This window comes from Desertivirga brevis (genome assembly GCF_017355835.1).
The window spans coordinates 96,737-113,117 of sequence record NZ_JAFEWF010000003.1 but is presented as its reverse complement, the minus strand read 5'-3'; the positions used below and the strand labels follow the sequence as shown (position 1 = coordinate 113,117).

15 protein-coding genes and 1 tRNA gene are annotated in these 16,381 nt (G+C 39.7%); 9 read left to right on the top strand and 7 right to left on the bottom strand.

Annotation, left to right across the window (positions count from 1 at the left end; genetic code table 11):
* Positions 1 to 42 precede the first annotated feature (42 nt).
* From dnaJ to J4N25_RS10860, 5 genes are all read right to left on the bottom strand, one after another.
* Positions 43 to 1,188: a molecular chaperone DnaJ gene (gene dnaJ / locus J4N25_RS10880; protein WP_207422230.1), complete on the bottom strand. Its 1,146-nt coding sequence runs from the start codon at positions 1,186 to 1,188 to the stop codon at positions 43 to 45.
* A gap of 76 nt (positions 1,189 to 1,264) precedes the next feature.
* Positions 1,265 to 1,879, bottom strand: coding sequence for a nucleotide exchange factor GrpE (locus J4N25_RS10875; RefSeq protein WP_207422229.1), 615 nt, complete (start codon positions 1,877 to 1,879; stop codon positions 1,265 to 1,267).
* Between the two features lie 99 nt (positions 1,880 to 1,978).
* Positions 1,979 to 2,662: a cell division ATP-binding protein FtsE gene (locus tag J4N25_RS10870; protein WP_207422228.1), complete on the bottom strand. Its 684-nt coding sequence runs from the start codon at positions 2,660 to 2,662 to the stop codon at positions 1,979 to 1,981.
* A 1-nt stretch (position 2,663) separates the two neighbouring features.
* Positions 2,664 to 2,867 carry a fructose-6-phosphate aldolase gene (locus tag J4N25_RS10865; RefSeq protein ID WP_207422227.1) on the bottom strand — a complete coding sequence of 68 codons (204 nt, stop codon included), beginning with the start codon at positions 2,865 to 2,867 and terminating at the stop codon, positions 2,664 to 2,666.
* Positions 2,868 to 2,903: 36 nt separating this feature from the next.
* Positions 2,904 to 3,917 (bottom strand): acyl-CoA reductase, encoded by a 1,014-nt coding sequence (locus J4N25_RS10860; protein ID WP_207422226.1) that lies wholly within the window; start codon positions 3,915 to 3,917, stop codon positions 2,904 to 2,906.
* Positions 3,918 to 4,021: 104 nt separating this feature from the next.
* Here J4N25_RS10860 and J4N25_RS10855 point away from each other — a divergent pair, with 104 nt between their 5' ends.
* Positions 4,022 to 4,375 (top strand): 4Fe-4S binding protein, encoded by a 354-nt coding sequence (locus tag J4N25_RS10855; protein ID WP_207422225.1) that lies wholly within the window; start codon positions 4,022 to 4,024, stop codon positions 4,373 to 4,375.
* Positions 4,376 to 4,456: 81 nt separating this feature from the next.
* Here the strand turns inward: J4N25_RS10855 and J4N25_RS10850 are convergent, their stop codons facing one another.
* Positions 4,457 to 4,915 (bottom strand): ferritin-like domain-containing protein, encoded by a 459-nt coding sequence (locus tag J4N25_RS10850; protein WP_207422224.1) that lies wholly within the window; start codon positions 4,913 to 4,915, stop codon positions 4,457 to 4,459.
* 12 nt (positions 4,916 to 4,927) lie between these two features.
* Positions 4,928 to 5,467: a YciE/YciF ferroxidase family protein gene (locus tag J4N25_RS10845; protein WP_207422223.1), complete on the bottom strand. Its 540-nt coding sequence runs from the start codon at positions 5,465 to 5,467 to the stop codon at positions 4,928 to 4,930.
* A 375-nt stretch (positions 5,468 to 5,842) separates the two neighbouring features.
* Here J4N25_RS10845 and J4N25_RS10840 point away from each other — a divergent pair, with 375 nt between their 5' ends.
* The 8 genes from J4N25_RS10840 (at position 5,843) to clpX (ending at position 16,291) form a co-directional block, all read left to right on the top strand.
* A complete protein-coding gene (locus J4N25_RS10840) occupies positions 5,843 to 9,376 on the top strand; it encodes a response regulator (protein ID WP_207422222.1) in 3,534 nt (1,177 codons plus the stop codon).
* 13 nt (positions 9,377 to 9,389) lie between these two features.
* On the top strand, positions 9,390 to 10,223 hold the full coding sequence (locus J4N25_RS10835) for a CheR family methyltransferase (RefSeq protein ID WP_207422221.1): 834 nt from the start codon (positions 9,390 to 9,392) through the stop codon (positions 10,221 to 10,223).
* The gene (locus J4N25_RS10830; RefSeq protein ID WP_207422220.1) at positions 10,216 to 10,824 is read left to right on the top strand and encodes a chemotaxis protein CheB; all 609 of its coding nucleotides are present in this window, start codon (positions 10,216 to 10,218) and stop codon (positions 10,822 to 10,824) included. The genes J4N25_RS10835 and J4N25_RS10830 overlap by 8 nt, the downstream gene beginning before the upstream one ends.
* Positions 10,825 to 10,832: 8 nt before the next feature.
* Positions 10,833 to 12,452, top strand: a complete 1,620-nt coding sequence (locus J4N25_RS10825) for a hybrid sensor histidine kinase/response regulator (protein ID WP_207422219.1) — start codon at positions 10,833 to 10,835, stop codon at positions 12,450 to 12,452.
* Between the two features lie 148 nt (positions 12,453 to 12,600).
* Positions 12,601 to 12,682: transfer RNA gene (locus J4N25_RS10820), tRNA-Leu, on the top strand.
* Positions 12,683 to 12,898: 216 nt separating this feature from the next.
* Complete coding sequence (tig, locus tag J4N25_RS10815; protein ID WP_207422218.1) at positions 12,899 to 14,245, top strand: trigger factor; 1,347 nt, start codon at positions 12,899 to 12,901, stop codon at positions 14,243 to 14,245.
* A 103-nt stretch (positions 14,246 to 14,348) separates the two neighbouring features.
* Positions 14,349 to 15,050 (top strand): ATP-dependent Clp endopeptidase proteolytic subunit ClpP, encoded by a 702-nt coding sequence (clpP, locus tag J4N25_RS10810; RefSeq protein WP_207422217.1) that lies wholly within the window; start codon positions 14,349 to 14,351, stop codon positions 15,048 to 15,050.
* Positions 15,050 to 16,291: an ATP-dependent Clp protease ATP-binding subunit ClpX gene (gene clpX, locus J4N25_RS10805; protein WP_207422216.1), complete on the top strand. Its 1,242-nt coding sequence runs from the start codon at positions 15,050 to 15,052 to the stop codon at positions 16,289 to 16,291. Before clpP ends, clpX begins: the two co-directional genes overlap by 1 nt.
* The last annotated feature ends 90 nt before the right edge of the window (positions 16,292 to 16,381 follow it).

The window sequence follows — 16,381 nt, the reverse complement described above, 5'->3', positions numbered from 1 at the left end:
AAAAAAGCTGCCAAAAGGCAGCTTCCTTAATAGCTTTCATATCTATTCGAAATATTCTTTCATTCTTTCAAAGAAACTCTTCTCATTCTTTCCAGGTTGAGGTCTGAAGTTAGGAGAGCTTTGAAGTTTCTCTAATAAAGCACGTTCGTCTCTTGAGAGAACTTTAGGGGTCCAGATATTAACATAAATAAGCTGGTCACCTCTATGATAGGAATTCACTTCTGGCAATCCTTTACCTTTTAAGCGAAGGATCTTTCCTCCCTGCGTTCCCGGCTCGATCTTGATCTTTGCTTTTCCATCAATGGTAGGCACCTCAACACTTGAACCCAGAGCAGCATCAACAAAACTAATATGAAGGTCATATACTACATTATTCCCCTCTCTCTGTAAGCTCTCATGCTGAACTTCTTCGACCAGGATGATCAGATCACCCGGAACGCCACCTCGTGGAGCAGCATTTCCTTTCCCACTCATTGAAAGCTGCATTCCCTCGCTTACACCAGCTGGAATATTGATAGAGATGGTTTCCTCACCTCTAACAACCCCGTCCCCATGGCAAACATTACACTTGTTAGTTACCTGGGTACCCTCTCCGTTACACGTAGGACAGGTACTGGTAGTTTGCATTTGTCCAAGAATAGTATTGGTTACCCGGCGAACGCTTCCTGACCCACCACAGGTATTACAAGTATGGAAAGACGATTTATCTTTAGCACCTGTACCATCGCAAGTTCCACAACTTACTTGTTTAGTTACCTTTATCTTTTTTTCAACACCTTTTGCAATCTCGTCAAGAGTAAGCTTCACCTTGATCCGCAAATTCGTTCCACGTGCAACTCTACGTCCTCCACGTGACTGGCCACCACCTCCAAAGAAACTCTCGAAGGGACTTCCACCACCGAAGATATCTCCAAACTGACTGAAGATATCATCCATGTTCATGTGACCACCACCGTAGCCGCCGCTAGCACCTGCATGACCAAACTGATCATAACGTTGCTTCTTCTCAGGATTACTTAGAACTTCGTAAGCCTCAGCTGCTTCTTTGAACATTTCCTCCGCCTCTTTGTCACCAGGATTCTTGTCGGGGTGATATTTAATAGCCAACTTCCGATAAGCCTTTTTAATCTCATCGGCACCAGCACTTCGGCTTACACCTAAAATATCGTAATAATCTCTTTTAGCCATATTATCTATAATGATTGAAGGAGAGAAGGATGGAATGATTGAACGATTCTATCATTCATTCCTTCTATCATTCCTACTACGCTCCTACGATTACTTTAGCGAAACGGATAACTTTATCGTTGAGGTAATATCCTTTTTCAACCTCATCAACCACCTTTCCCTTAAGATCATCAGATGGCGCAGGAATATTAGTTATTGCTTCGTGAATATCCGCATCGAAAACATTTCCCTTAGATTCCATCTCCTTGAGGCCTTTATTGGCCAGGGTATTTTTTAATTTATTGTGAACCAAAGTAACGCCCTCTTTTACTGCAGATACATCAGCCGCTGATTCCATAGCCCTCAATGCCCGTTCAAAATCATCCAATATTGAGAGCATATCAACTATTACATCTTTACCAGCAGTTTGCAATAGCTCAACTCGTTCCTTTGACGTGCGCCTTTTATAATTATCAAATTCGGCATATAAGCGCAGATATTTATCATTCGCTTCTGACAATTCAGCACGAAGCTTCTCTTCTCCTGAAACTTCTTCAGTAACCGTATTTTCAGTAGTCTCGGATTCGTTAGTATCCGTCGTCGTTTCTTTTATATCCTCTTTTTCCTGTTGTTCCTGATTCATCTCTTTATTATTCTGATTTTCAAGATTTTCCTGATGCTCTTGTTGTTTTTTCTTCTTGTTTCCGAACATGACCAAAGATGTTACAAAGCCCTTACCGGCAAATAATTTGCCAGTTCATATGAAACAGTCATACTGTCAGTTTATTGAAATCTGTATTTCTCTATCAGACTAGGCAATTGTTGCGTCCTGGATAACCTTTCCGTTTTCGCACTTTATAATCCTTGAGGGAAAAGTGCGGATGATGTGATAGTCATGTGTTGCCATAATCACAGCCGTTCCTGAACGACTGATTTCTTTAAGTAAAAGCATAATTTCTTCCGATGTCTCCGGGTCAAGATTGCCAGTAGGCTCATCGGCTAAAATCATCTCGGGATCGTTTAGTAATGCTCGCGCAATTACCACCCGCTGCTGCTCTCCACCAGATAGTTCGTGCGGCATCTTTTTTAGTTTGGAGCGAAGGCCTACCTTTTCCAAAACGTCCCGTGTACGTTCCGCAATCTTATTTTTGTCTTTCCAGCCTGTGGCATTAAGGACAAATTTCATATTGTCTTCGATGGTGCGGTCTGTAAGAAGTTGAAAATCCTGGAAAACAATCCCGAGCTTTCGCCTCAAATAGGGAACATCCTTATCTGAAAGCTTTTTTAAATCATACCCACCAGCGTGACCTTCTCCTGAAGCAATATGCAGGTCGCCATAGATAACCTTCAACAAACTGCTCTTACCAGAGCCGGTTTGTCCAATTAGAAATACAAACTCTCCTTTGTCAATTCGCAGATTTACATTAGAAAGTACCAGATGGGTCTGCTGATATATGTCGACGTTTTGTAACTGTATTACTGTATTTCCAATCATTTTAAAGTTCCAATTTTAGAATTTTGCCGAAGGGCAGGTCTTTAATCAGGTCCATAATGTAGTCTGACTTGTGACCTAAGCCTATTTTATCCAAAGATTTATCTGGCCTATCGACTCTAAAATATGCCAGCAAAGTAAACTTCTCATCCCTTAACTGAACATAGTCAGGAATCTTAGCAACGCCTTTTACTTTGATGATATACATGGAGCCAAAGTTAGGATTTTCCACCGACTGATAGATTTATAATTTCCTTAAAAAGTCCAACGTGTTAACGCCGTCTGCATAATCCCAAAGGTTCGGAGATTGACTTTTACCAAAACCAACGCTGGGAATTTGCAGGTTTAACTGTTGCCCGGAAACGACCACCTGAATATCTTGAGCCATGGCATTAAGAGAGCCCGTAACCTCCCCAAGGTCCTTATACCGCTGAAAAAACAAAACCCCAAGAGGTGATGCGATATTAGTATCTTCCTTTAGCAATAAAAACCCATTATCGAGGTGTTCATACAAATTAACCAGAAAGACTGATTTGTTGTAATCATAATTGTTATTATACTTATGATTATCGCCAACTGTTTTAAAGGGTTCAATTGCTTCAAAGAATTGATCGAAGTTATAGGATTCAGGAACAAACAACTTAGAAACGTTCCGGCATCCCAGCCCGTAATAGTTAAAAATATCTTCCCCTAATTTGCTCAAATCATCCGATGATTCTGTTCCACAAAGAATTGCAACACTATTCCTGTTCTTTCTAATGATGTTAGGAACCATTTTAAAATAATACTCAAAGTACCGGGCAGTATTGTTACTACCTGTAGCGATAACAGCATCGAAGTTTTCGAGCCTGTCAACATACTCTATTTGTTTCTGGAAACCGGGCTCTAAATCGATCAATTTTTGAAGGACATGAGGAATTAGCACTTTATCCTGGGAAGATAACTTGATCATAGCAACATGGCCTGCTGCTAATACCGTAATAATATCATGGAATCCAACCAGTGGAATATTCCCAGCTAAAACCAATCCTACTTTCCTGCTTTCACTTGAAGATGTTTCATCGTCTCCTAGCCAAAACTGCAGATCTTCTTCATTCAATGCAGTCCCCCAGGCCCGAACAGCCCTTTCTGTCTCGGAGGGTGCAAACCAGCCGTTAGAAAAATGAGCGGAATGTATAATCTGATTTAAATTCTTATCGGGCGACAAGAGATATTCTCCGAGGCTTTTTAAGGCTCTTTTTCGTTGCTGTAGTGTCAAAATGAAACTCGTTAAAATAAAGTTGACCGATATTGTTATATTTGCATTGTTTTTGCATCGGCTTACAAGATGCAAAATTAAGTTAAGGAAAAGACTTTTAGAACATGGCGATTAAAATAACAGACGAATGCATAAACTGCGGAGCTTGTGAGCCGGAATGCCCTAATAATGCGATTTATGATGCAGGTGTTGCATGGCGTTTTTCTGACGGTACAGCTTTAAAAGGCGTTATTGATTTTGGTGACGGAACGACTCTGAATGCAGAAGAGGCACAAGCAGCTATCTCGGACGAGTTTTACTATATAGTTTCAGACAAGTGTACAGAGTGTAAAGGATTTCATGATGAACCTCAGTGTGCGGCAGTTTGTCCTGTAGACTGCTGTGTAGACGATGAGGATATTCGTGAGACGGAAGAAGAACTGCTTGCTAAAAAGGCATGGCTTCACATGGAAGAATAAATGGGAAACCAATAGAAAATAAAAAAGGCAGCTATTAAGTTGCCTTTTTTATTTTAATACTATTATAAGCTTACCAAACGACTAGCTGTGCGCATATTGTTTTTCAAGGTTCTGAATATTTCGCAAACACTCCTGAATTGCTTCGCGTTGAGAAACTAGTTCCTGACGTAATTCATAAGTCAGGTCCACATCGTTAAGAACCTCGTCGTAAGCTTTTATAGCAGACGTTTCACCGGTCACTGCGGCCCCTAACACTGCAGAATTATCGTTAGGAGTTAAAGCCGTTTTAATGTCGATCCAGGTCCTGTGCAGAACCCCCAGTGGTCCACCATGTTGATTATCTGCATCTCCCCCAAACTGACGAATGAAACTTTTCATTTCCATTTCAAACTCAGCTCGTTGAATCGAGTAAGTAGTAAACAGCGCCTTTAACTCGGCGGCCTCAGCATTTTCAGCTGCGTGTTTGTACCCCTCCTTACCATCATTAATTATAGAAAGGAGATGCGTAAGACTTTCAACTATTTTTTTATTGCTTTCCATATTGCCTCCTGATTACTCCTGTTCAGAACTGGCTGCTTGATTAACAAAACCTTCGGCAATCTGTGTTAATTTAACGTCTGTGCTTTTTTCTTCTTCTAAAGTTTGAGATAATAGATCAGCGGCTTCTGACAATCCGATTGTATTGGCTAAAGTTCTAAGCGTGCCATAAGAAGCGATCTCATAATGTTCTATCTTTTGAGCACAAGAGATAAGAGCAGCATCACGAGTCATTGTACCATCCTCTGTATCTTCAAGCATTCCTTTAGCTTCTTCAACAAGACCTTCCATAGCTTCACATTTCTTGCCAGCAGCCTTTACTCCAAGTAATTCAAATACTTGTTCCAAACGAGCAATCTGATTTTCTGTTTCTGTAAGGTGTTGCTCGAAAGCTGTACGTAATTCTTCTGAAGTAGCACTCTTAGCCAACTTCGGCATTGACTTAGCAAGGTGCTTCTCTGCCCAATAAATATCTTTTAACTCATCTTTAAAAAGATTCTTTAATCCTGTTTCTTCTGAACTTGGTGTGTTGTTTTTTGATTCCTGATTTTTCATAGTAGTAAGTTTTAATAGGTTTTAAACCTGATTGCAGTGATTTTAACACGATGAAGTATAAAGAGTTTTTATAAAATCACTTAAACTAAATTACTTGAGCGTCTTCCATTAGAGAGGAACCTTTCTTAGAAGGATCGAAAACTTTCATTGAACCTTATGCGGCGCCTGTTTATGAAAATTCAACATTAAATATGATCCTCCTCTAAAGAACTTTGAGCAGCTTTTATATTATTGAAAACCTGGCCTCGAACGTTCTTCAAAAGGCTTTATTATAAAACATAATAAAAAAGGGAACCCTTTAACAAATAAGCCGTAAAAGGGTTTCAACTTTATGTAAAAAAAGTACTATTATTGAAACGTAAAAGCCTTTATTAAATGCGCAAATTTTCCTTTCAACAGCAAGTCCTAACGGGCTTTATTATCACCTTAACCGCAATTTTTACTCTTGTTTTCTTAATCTATTACGAGATTAAGGTTATCGAGTCCATTGATATGGCAGTGGACCGGAATGAGAGGACGCTACGAGCTACAGGTTTATTAAGAGCTCAACTCACGGAGACTGAGACGAGCCAAAGGGGGTACATTATTTCCAACCTTCCGCGTTTCATTGAACGCTTCAATCATTCAATAAACGAAGTTCAGCCAAGCTTGAATGAGTTAAAGGAGCTGATAGAGGAATCAGAACAATCGGATTTAAGTGACTTAGCTGATGTAGATTCACTTTCAAAATATGTAATCCTGAAGGTAAATCATATGCAGAAAGTTCTGAACAGTTATCAGACGTCTGGCCTTACTGCTGCAAAAATCAATATTAGTGACCCTAAAGGTAAATTGTATAAAGACAAAATTTACTCCTACTTAAATAAAATAGAGGACAGGGAAGTTCGAGCCAAAAAAACTGGGAACACCGAAATTGACAAGTATGTACACAACATAATGGTCATTATTTTTGTGGGCTGCTTTATAATTCTTTGCCTGGTTCTGGTCCTATTCAACTACATAAGAAACTCCTTCCAGCTACAGAAAGCCGCTGCTACAGAAGCACAAGAAAATCACCTGCGGCTGGCCGAAATAACCAGGAAAAGTGAAAGACAGAATTGGCTATTAGAGGGAGCTGTTCATGTTGATGCCGCCATGCGTGGAGCTCAAACTACAGAGGAAAGATGTCAAACTTTGATCGTGGCCCTATCAAAAATATTAAAGGCTGATCTGGGTGTTCTATATACTGCTGATGCAGCTGAGAAACAGCTTACACTTAAAGGAGCCTACGGGTTCCCGATGGAAGCAGCTAAAAAAATACTGAAACCAGAGGAAGGCTTGATAGGACAAACCCTAACACAAAAACAGGGTCTTCTATTCAACAATATCCCCCACGATTATATTAGAGTTACCTCTGGTTTGGGTAGCTCTCAAGCCAAGTCAATATTTGTTCAGCCTGTTTTCAATAATGATAAGTTAAAAGGCGTCATTGAAGTAGCTTTTATTAATGACGCAAACCCAGACACTGCTGAGTTCTTAGGAAATGTTGTTCATAGTATTGGGGTAGCATTGGCCGCTGCAGAAGCGAGAGTAGAGATGATGAAGCTATTTGAACAGACACAGCAACAAGCAGAAGAACTTGAAAGCCAACATGAAGAGCTACGTACTACTAATGAAGAACTAACCCGTAAAACACAACAATTACAGGCTTCGGAAGAAGAGCTGATGGTTCAACAAGAAGAATTAAGACAAGCTAACTCAGAACTCGAAGAGAAAGCAGAACTTCTTGAGGAACGTAATAAGGCGATTGAAGAAGCGAACAGGGCGATTCAGGTTAAAGCCGAAGAGGTAGAGCAAACCAGCAAGTACAAATCTGAGTTCCTTGCCAACATGAGTCACGAACTAAGAACTCCACTTAATAGTATCCTCATTCTGGCAAAAATACTAAGAGAGAACAAACAGAAAACACTTACAGAAGAGCAGATTAAATACGCAGGAGTTATCCATACAGCAGGAAGTGATCTTCTTACGCTAATTAATGATATCCTAGATCTTTCTAAGATCGAATCTGGAAAAGTAGAACTTACACTTGAGGAAGTAAGTATCCGAGAGATGAAGGTGGATGCCGAACTGTTGTTTAATGAGGTTGCAAAAACTAAGAAGGTTAACTTTGCTTACAATATAAAAGAGGGTGCTCCTCTTCAGATCGTATCTGACCGCCAAAGGATCGAACAGATTGTTAAAAACTTACTTTCTAACGCCTTTAAGTTCACCCCGGAGAGCGGTAACGTAACTGTTGATGTTGAACTGGCTCAGGGCATAGAATTCCAGAACGAAGCATTGAAGCAATCAGAAGCAGTTATAGCAATCAATGTTAGAGACACCGGAATCGGAATTCCTTTAGATAAACAAAGGGCAATATTTGAAGCATTCCAACAAGCGGACGGTTCAACAAGCCGGAAGTACGGCGGCACAGGTTTGGGACTATCAATTAGCCGGGAACTTGCTCACCTGCTTAAGGGAGAAATTAAACTGGTGAGTGAACCAGGTGTAGGCAGTACCTTTACATTATACCTTCCGGCAACCTTAGCGGAAACCGCAAAAGCTGACACCCCACCAGCTACTCCGGCAGCTCCTGCTTCGGTGGCAGCAGTTGCGCAACCTGCAAAACCTATTACAGTAATAGAAAAAAGCCCTGCAGGAAAAGCTAAGCTTCCTGAGACAGAGAAAGAATACACTCTTCTAATTGTTGAAGATGATCCAAACTTTGCGGAAATCCTGAAAGACTATGCAATTGAAAGAGGATTCAAACCTATCGTTGCTAATCAGGGCGATACAGGACTTGAAATGGCACGCACACAGAAGCCGGACGCTATCGTTCTGGACATAATGCTGCCGGTAATGGATGGGTGGAGCGTGTTGAAAAAGTTGAAGGAGGACCCTGAAACATACAAGATTCCTGTACACTTAATGTCGGCCAAAGATGAGACCAATTCTAAAGCAAGAATGGAAGGAGCAATTGGCTTTCTGAAAAAGCCGGTTGATAAAGACCAGCTGGACCATGCTTTCGATATTCTTATTGAGGACAGCGGAAAGGTTAAGATTAACAGAGTTCTTCTTGTTGAGGATCAAAGAATTCAAAGTGATGCTTTGACAAATCAACTTCTATCAAAGCAAGTTGATGTGAAGCAAGCTTTTGACGGAGAAGAAACAATGCAAATCCTCCAGGAGGACCAAAACTTTGACTGTATAATCCTTGATCTTAAGCTTCCTGACATTTCCGGGCTTGACCTGCTTGAGAAGATTAAGAGCTTTGACAGCCTTGTAAAGATCCCTGTAGTAATTAACACTGCCATGGAGTTAGACCAGGAGAGCATGTCGCGTGTTATGAAGTATACTCACGCCATGGTGCTCAAAAGCAATAAATCTAATGACAGATTATTAGATGAGGTTAACTTGTTCATGAACAAGATCAGAACAAATCAGAGTAATAATCAGGAAAATAATACACAGGCACCTGCTCCGAAACTATCCAATACGGTAACAATTGAAGGTGCTCTTAAAAATAAATCTGTTCTTATTGTAGACGACGATATGAGAAATATCTTCGCTCTGACAAGTGCTCTACAGGAATACGACTTCGAAATTGAGATCGCGAATAATGGCCACGAAGCCCTGAAGAAGCTGGATGATAAACCTAGCACGGATATTGTGCTTATGGACATTATGATGCCAGAAATGGACGGTTATGAGGCAATGTCGCATATCAGGAAACAAAACCGGTTTAACAAATTACCAATTATCGCCCTTACAGCAAAAGCAATGAAGAATGATAGGGAAAAATGTATAGAGGCTGGAGCGAATGATTATATATCAAAACCTGTAGATATTGATAAATTGATTTCGATGATGAGAGTTTGGTTAAGCTAAGGAGAAGCTATATATGCAGGAATACACCAACACCGAAACAATATCTTTTGAGCAACTGGATGAATTAGTGCTATGGATCAACAAGATCCATGGCTTTAACTTTACCGGCTATTCAAGAGCTTCCTTAAAAAGAAGGGTGACTCGCATTATGGAATTGAGAAATCTTTCTCTATTCGATCTTAAGTCTCTACTTGTAAACGACTTCAACTTTTTGGAGGAGTTTATAATAGAGATCACAGTGAATGTCACAGAGATGTTCAGGGATCCTACATTTTACAGAGCTTTAAGAGAAAAAGTATTACCATACCTTGCATCTTTTCAGAGGATCAAGGTGTGGAATGCCGGATGCTCTACGGGTGAAGAACTTTACTCTTTCGCGATACTTTTATCGTTGGAAAAGTTATATAGCCGATCCTTTTTGTACGGCACCGACATTAATACTTATGTGCTCGATATCGCTAAAAAAGGGATCTATGATCTTAAACAAATGAAGGTATACTCGGAGAACTATGTTGCGACAGGCGCGACGGGCACCCTGGCAGATTTTTATACTGCAGAATATGATGCTGCTACCATTAATCATAGTTTGAAGAAGAACACCCTTTTTTCTGTACATAATCTGGTATCTGATGGAGTATTCAACGAATTTCAGTTAATATCCTGCAGAAATGTTTTGATCTACTTTAATGTAGAGTTACAGAAACAAGTTTTGAACTTATTTTATGAGAGCTTATGTCCTTTTGGCTTCTTGTGCCTTGGCGCAAAAGAGTCTATGAGGGATCTTGATCTATTGAAAAAATTTAAAATAGTGGACAAAACTGAAAATATTTACCAAAAAATTGCTTAATCTTACTTCAAATATAATTAGCAAAATCCAGAAGGCAGAAATCCTCCTCATAGGATGTTCGGCAGGTGGATTTAATTTAGTATATGAGTTGGTAGCAAGCCTTCCGGCAAAGTTTCCATTACCAGTTATTGTAATTATACATCGAAGCAGGAAATATAAATCTTCCATGGAAGATCTGCTAAATAGTAAATCACGTATACAGGTGAAATTGTCGGAAGATAAAGAAAATGTCAAAAAAGGCTGCGTGTACTTTGCGCCGCCAGATTATCATTTACTTTTAGAGCCAGAAGGGTGTTTTTCACTAGACAGCTCGGAGCCAGTGTTGTATTCCCGGCCGTCTATAGATGTTACATTTAAGAGTGTAGCAGATGTATATAATGATAAAGTAATTGCTATGCTCCTTTCAGGAGCAAACGAAGATGGGGCTGACGGCCTTTGTTATATTCATGACAAAGGAGGTTTAGTAGTAGTTCAAGATCCGGATATTGCGGAGGTTAGGAGAATGCCGGAAGCGGCGTTGGCCAGATGCAAGGGAGGCTTGGTTTTGAATAATCCTGATATTTTTACCTTTTTAAGCGGCATAGCAACCAATCGAAAGTAATAGAACAAATGGATAAAGTTAATTTGCTGATTGTTGATGATAAGCCTGAGAACATTGTGGCTTTAGAGGCTTTATTACAGCGAAGCGATATTAATCTTGTTACTACAACTTCTCCAAACGAAGCTCTCAAAATTTGTTGGGACCAGGACATCCCTATTGCCTTAGTTGACGTTCAAATGCCCGAAATGGATGGCTTTGAACTGGTTGAAATACTAAAAAGCAATCCGCGAACACGGGAAATCCTTGTAATTTTCGTGACGGCCATCTCGACAGAGTCGAAATATGCTGTAAGAGGACTAGCAGCGGGGGCTGTAGATTATCTTTATAAGCCTTTAGAACCTACAATTACCACGGCTAAGGTTGATTCCTTTATTCAGATTGTAAGGACACAAAGAGAGATCAAGCGCAAAAACGCAGAGCTTGAAAGCTACCAGGCGGAACTTATAAAAGCTAAAGAAGCAGCAGAGCAAGCAAAGCAGGTTAAAGAGCGATTTCTGGCGAATATGAGTCACGAATTAAGAACACCTATTAACGGTATTCTAGGCATATCGCACCTGCTTCAAAATACAAACCTCGACGAAGAACAAAGGAAGTGCGTAGACCTACTTAAAGTTTCGTCGGAAGCCCTGCTAGGCGTGATCAATGATGTACTTGATATTTCGAAGATTGAGGCGGGAAAACTGAAAATAGTACAAACAGAAATTAACCTCATCAATCTTGCCAAATCCGTAGGTGATCTGATGAAGTTCAGGTCGGACGAGAAGGGAATAAAATTAAACGTCAATTTTGTTGGAACCCTGCCAAAATTGGTGATGGCTGATGGCCTCCGAATAAATCAAATCCTAATGAACCTGCTTAGTAATGGCATAAAGTTCACGGATAAAGGATCGGTGGATCTGACGGTTAAGGTTCATTCCAGAGAAGAAAAACGGATCCAGGTAGAGTTTGCTGTAACAGATTCAGGAATAGGTATCTCCCAGGAGCGTATAGATAAGATATTTGAATCATTCGAACAGGCTTCTGATGACACCTCACACAAGTACGGAGGAACCGGATTAGGTTTATCAATTGTAAAACAATTGGTTCATCTAATGGGAGGATCTCTAAACGTAACCAGCAAAGAGGGAGAAGGAAGCACTTTCGGCTTCACCAACTGGTATGAGATAGTTGATGCGCAGGAGAACGGGGCAACACCTAAGTTAGGTGTAAATGAATTGACGAAGTTTGAAAACGTTTCTGTGCTGGTAGCTGAAGATAATACAATAAATCAATTTATGATCAGGAAGGTCCTTAATAACTGGGGTCTTCAGGTAGAGATTGTAGAAAATGGCGAATTGGCTGTGGAGGCTGTAAGAAATAGCCATTTCGATATTATCCTTATGGATACCCATATGCCGGTGCTTGGAGGGTTTGAAGCAACAAGAAGGATCAGAACAGAATTACCGGAAGAATTAAGTACTATACCGATCATATCCCTTTCGGCAGCTGTTTTAGAAGAAGAGAAACAACTTGCATATGATTCGGGAGTGAATGCGATAGTGACTAAGCCATTCGATCTTACAGTCCTTCATCAGACGATTGAAGCGCTAGTTAACAAACACAAACTAGAACGGGCTACTGAAATCTGATAATCAGAAAGTTAGAACAGAAAACCCGCCTTAATACATAAAGAAACGGGTTTTCGAATGAAAAAAAAATAAAAAAAAGTTCATTTTTATTTGGAGTTTAAAATCTAAACACTACTTTTGCAGTCCCAAACAACGGGAAACACCTAATGCGGAAGTGGCGTAATTGGTAGCCGCACCAGACTTAGGATCTGGCGCCGCGAGGCGTGGGGGTTCGAGTCCCTTCTTCCGCACTTGACTAAAGCAGACTGAAAAGTCTGCTTTTTTTATTTACACACCCCCTCCCCTTATCCCCGTTGCCAGAAGCTGATATAAATCACAGATTTATGCGGAAAAAATAATTATAAAACACTATTTTTGCGCCCCATAATTTAGTGATATTCCCGTCGTTTATGACTTGATGATCACGAAGATAAAGAGTTAAAAAGTAAAGTATTAATTATCATAACATGAATATCATTCAAGAGAAGATCGATAGCTTAAATGCTGTAGTTAAAGTAAACATCAAACCAGAAGACTACCAGGCTCGTGTTGAAAAAGCTATTAAAGATCAAGCAAAAAAAGCTCAACTTCCAGGCTTCCGCAAAGGAATGGTTCCTGCATCTCACATTAAAAGGATGTATGGAAAAAGCATTTTGGTTGATGAGATTAACAACTTATTAAGCGATTCTCTTAACAACTATATTACAGAAAACAAACTTGAAGTTTTAGGCCAGCCACTTCCTAAGGTAGATGACTCAAAGGAGTTCAACTGGGATTTTAACGACGAGTTTGAGTTTAATTACGAACTTGGTTTAGCTCCAGAGTTTGAATTAAACTTTTCATCTGCAGATAAACTTCCTGCATATAAAATCAAAGTAGATGCTGAAACTCTAGAGTCTCGTATCAAAAACCTTCGCAAAAGCTATGGCAAGATGACAAATCCTGAAGTTTCGGCAGAAGATGACGTATTATATGCGGAATTGGCGCAACTTTCGCCAGATGGTTCTGTTTTTGAAGGTGGTATATCAAATACAGCTTCTATCCGTTTGGATCTGGTTAAAAACGAAGAGATCAAAAAGTCTCTAGTAGGACTAAAGAAAGATGATGTTGTTGAGTTTGATATTCAAAAAGCGTTTGAAAATGATGCGGCTCAGGTTGCAAGATTATTAAACATCTCTGAAAACGATGCACAAGATCTTCAGTCTAGCTTTCGTTTAACTGTTAAAAACGTAAACAGATTAGAAGAAGCTGATTTAAATCAAGAGTTCTTTGATAAAATATTCCCTGCGGGAGATGTTAATACTGAGGAACAACTCAGAGAAAGGGTTACTCAGGAGCTGGAGTCAATGATGGTTCAAAATTCTGATCAGAAATTGCAGGCAGAACTGGTAGAATATGGCTTGGGTAAATTTGAGCTTCAACTTCCGGATGAATTCTTAAAGCGTTGGTTAAAGGCAACTAATGAGAAATTGACTGAGGAAGAGTTAGAGCAAGGTTATGATGATTTCGCTAAGAACCTGAAATGGACTTTGGTTGAGAATAAAATCATCAAAGAAAACAATATCGAGATCAAGTACGAAGATATCCTTGAAGCCGCTAAAGCTCGCTTAGATGCTCAATTCAGAATGTATAGTCCAACTCCTATCCCTGAAGATCAATTAAACCAGTATGCGGTTCAATTCTTACAGAATAAAGAAAATGCAAACCGGATTTTTGAAGAAGTAAAAGCTCAAAAAGTATTTGAATACCTAAAAACAGTTATTACATTAGACGAGCAGGAAATAGAATATAATAAATTTCTTGAACTGAATTAAAAGATTTTGGTTATTAGTGTGCCTGAGCCAATTTCTTTTACAATTAATTGATTCGTCGCACACTTAAAAAAATTAATTTAGTAACCATAACTTTTAGACACTCATGGGAATTGACAAAAACGAATTTCGCAAATACGCAGTAAAACATCATCGTATAGGAAGTCAGCACGTAGACAGCTTTATAGCAAGAGTAGAAAATAACGCTATTCCAATGTCAATGACTCCTTATATTATTGAGGAGCGCCAATTAAACGTTGCTCAGATGGATGTTTTCTCCCGTTTGATGATGGATCGCATCATCTTCCTTGGAGATGCGATTTATGATAATATTGCGAACATCATTCAGGCTCAGTTGTTGTTCCTACAATCTACCGACGCAAAACGCGATATCCAGATTTATATAAACTCTCCTGGAGGTTCTGTTTACGCCGGTTTGGGAATTTACGATACGATGCAGTATATAACACCTGACGTGGCTACAATTTGTACAGGAATGGCAGCTTCAATGGGAGCAGTTCTTTTATGTGCAGGTGCGGCGGGCAAAAGAGCAGCTTTGTCACACTCAAGGGTGATGATCCATCAACCACTTGGAGGAGTGCAGGGCCAGGCTTCAGATATTGAGATCACAGCGAGGGAAATATTGAAGCTAAAACGTGAATTATATGATATCATAGCTCACCATTCTGGTGCAGAATATCAAAAAGTTCACGATGCTTCAGACAGAGATTATTGGATGATTGCAAGTGAAGCCAAAGAATTCGGGATGATCGACGAAGTTCTTGGCGCAAACAAGGGAAATGAGTAATGAGTAAAAGTTCAAAAGACATAAAATGTTCTTTTTGCGGCTCGGGTAAGCAGGATACGCTTATGCTGATCGCTGGTTTAGATGCGCATATTTGTGATAAATGTGTTGCACAGGCAAATCAGATTTTGTCAGAAGAGCTATCAACCCGAAAAAACAAAGCTTCTCAGTCGGCTTTAACGTTAATGAAGCCTACTGAGATCAAATCTCACTTGGACCAATACGTTATTGGTCAGGATGAGGCTAAAAAAGTTTTATCGGTAGCAGTTTACAATCACTACAAGCGACTCAATCAGAAAGTTGAGAAAGACGAGGTGGAGATTGAAAAATCTAACATCATTATGGTGGGAGAAACTGGTACCGGAAAGACCCTACTGGCAAAAACTATCGCGAAAATACTTCACGTGCCATTTTGTATCTGTGATGCTACAGTATTAACAGAAGCTGGTTATGTTGGAGAAGACGTAGAAAGTATACTTACAAGGCTATTACAAGCAGCTGATTACGATGTTACGGCAGCTGAAAGAGGAATTGTTTATATCGATGAGGTAGATAAGATTGCACGCAAGAGTGATAATCCGTCTATTACACGTGATGTTTCAGGAGAAGGAGTTCAACAAGCACTCTTAAAAATTCTGGAAGGAACGATTGTTAATGTTCCCCCTCAGGGCGGACGTAAACATCCGGATCAGAAAATGATTGCTGTTAACACGAATAATATCCTTTTCATCTGCGGTGGTGCATTTGATGGTATTGAGAAAAAGATTGCAAACCGCTTGAGAACTCAAACGGTAGGCTATAAAGTGAAGAAGGATGACCTAAGCGTTGATCTTAAAAATCTTTATAAATATATTACACCTCAAGACCTTCGCTCATTTGGTTTAATACCGGAATTAATCGGCCGTTTGCCTGTAATTACGCACTTAAATCCACTTGATAGAGAGGCCCTGTTAAATATTCTTACAGAACCTAAAAATTCACTAGTAAGACAATACAGGAAACTTTTCGAATATGAAGGAATTAAGTTAGACTTTGACAGAGAAGTGCTTGAGTTTATTGTAGATAAAGCTTTAGAATTCAAACTAGGTGCTAGAGGATTGCGTTCTATTTGTGAAGCAATTATGATTGATGCTATGTTTGAAGCCCCTACTGAAAAACAGCAGACTAAAGAACTTTATATTACTCTAGACTACGCACTTGATAAATTTGCCAAGTCGGATCTCAAGAAACTTAAAGTTGCTTAATTGAGCCCCCGCCTTTCGGCGGGGGTTTTTTGTTTGTTGTAAAACTGCCCAGGTGAATTGTTTCCGTTCTCTAATGACTCATCGGGAAAG

What these genes read in the sequence shown, in the direction of transcription:
- clpP (WP_207422217.1), top strand. Translation starts at nt 14,349, where the DNA reads ATGGGAATTGACAAAAACGAATTTCGCAAATACGCAGTAAAACATCAT.
- J4N25_RS10865 (WP_207422227.1), bottom strand. Translation starts at nt 2,867, where the DNA reads ATGTATATCATCAAAGTAAAAGGCGTTGCTAAGATTCCTGACTATGTT.
- J4N25_RS10855 (WP_207422225.1), top strand. Translation starts at nt 4,022, where the DNA reads ATGGCGATTAAAATAACAGACGAATGCATAAACTGCGGAGCTTGTGAG.
- tig (WP_207422218.1), top strand. Translation starts at nt 12,899, where the DNA reads ATGAATATCATTCAAGAGAAGATCGATAGCTTAAATGCTGTAGTTAAA.
- J4N25_RS10835 (WP_207422221.1), top strand. Translation starts at nt 9,390, where the DNA reads ATGCAGGAATACACCAACACCGAAACAATATCTTTTGAGCAACTGGAT.
- J4N25_RS10845 (WP_207422223.1), bottom strand. Translation starts at nt 5,467, where the DNA reads ATGAAAAATCAGGAATCAAAAAACAACACACCAAGTTCAGAAGAAACA.
- J4N25_RS10840 (WP_207422222.1), top strand. Translation starts at nt 5,843, where the DNA reads ATGCGCAAATTTTCCTTTCAACAGCAAGTCCTAACGGGCTTTATTATC.
- J4N25_RS10875 (WP_207422229.1), bottom strand. Translation starts at nt 1,879, where the DNA reads ATGTTCGGAAACAAGAAGAAAAAACAACAAGAGCATCAGGAAAATCTT.
- clpX (WP_207422216.1), top strand. Translation starts at nt 15,050, where the DNA reads ATGAGTAAAAGTTCAAAAGACATAAAATGTTCTTTTTGCGGCTCGGGT.
- J4N25_RS10850 (WP_207422224.1), bottom strand. Translation starts at nt 4,915, where the DNA reads ATGGAAAGCAATAAAAAAATAGTTGAAAGTCTTACGCATCTCCTTTCT.
- J4N25_RS10870 (WP_207422228.1), bottom strand. Translation starts at nt 2,662, where the DNA reads ATGATTGGAAATACAGTAATACAGTTACAAAACGTCGACATATATCAG.
- dnaJ (WP_207422230.1), bottom strand. Translation starts at nt 1,188, where the DNA reads ATGGCTAAAAGAGATTATTACGATATTTTAGGTGTAAGCCGAAGTGCT.
- J4N25_RS10825 (WP_207422219.1), top strand. Translation starts at nt 10,833, where the DNA reads ATGGATAAAGTTAATTTGCTGATTGTTGATGATAAGCCTGAGAACATT.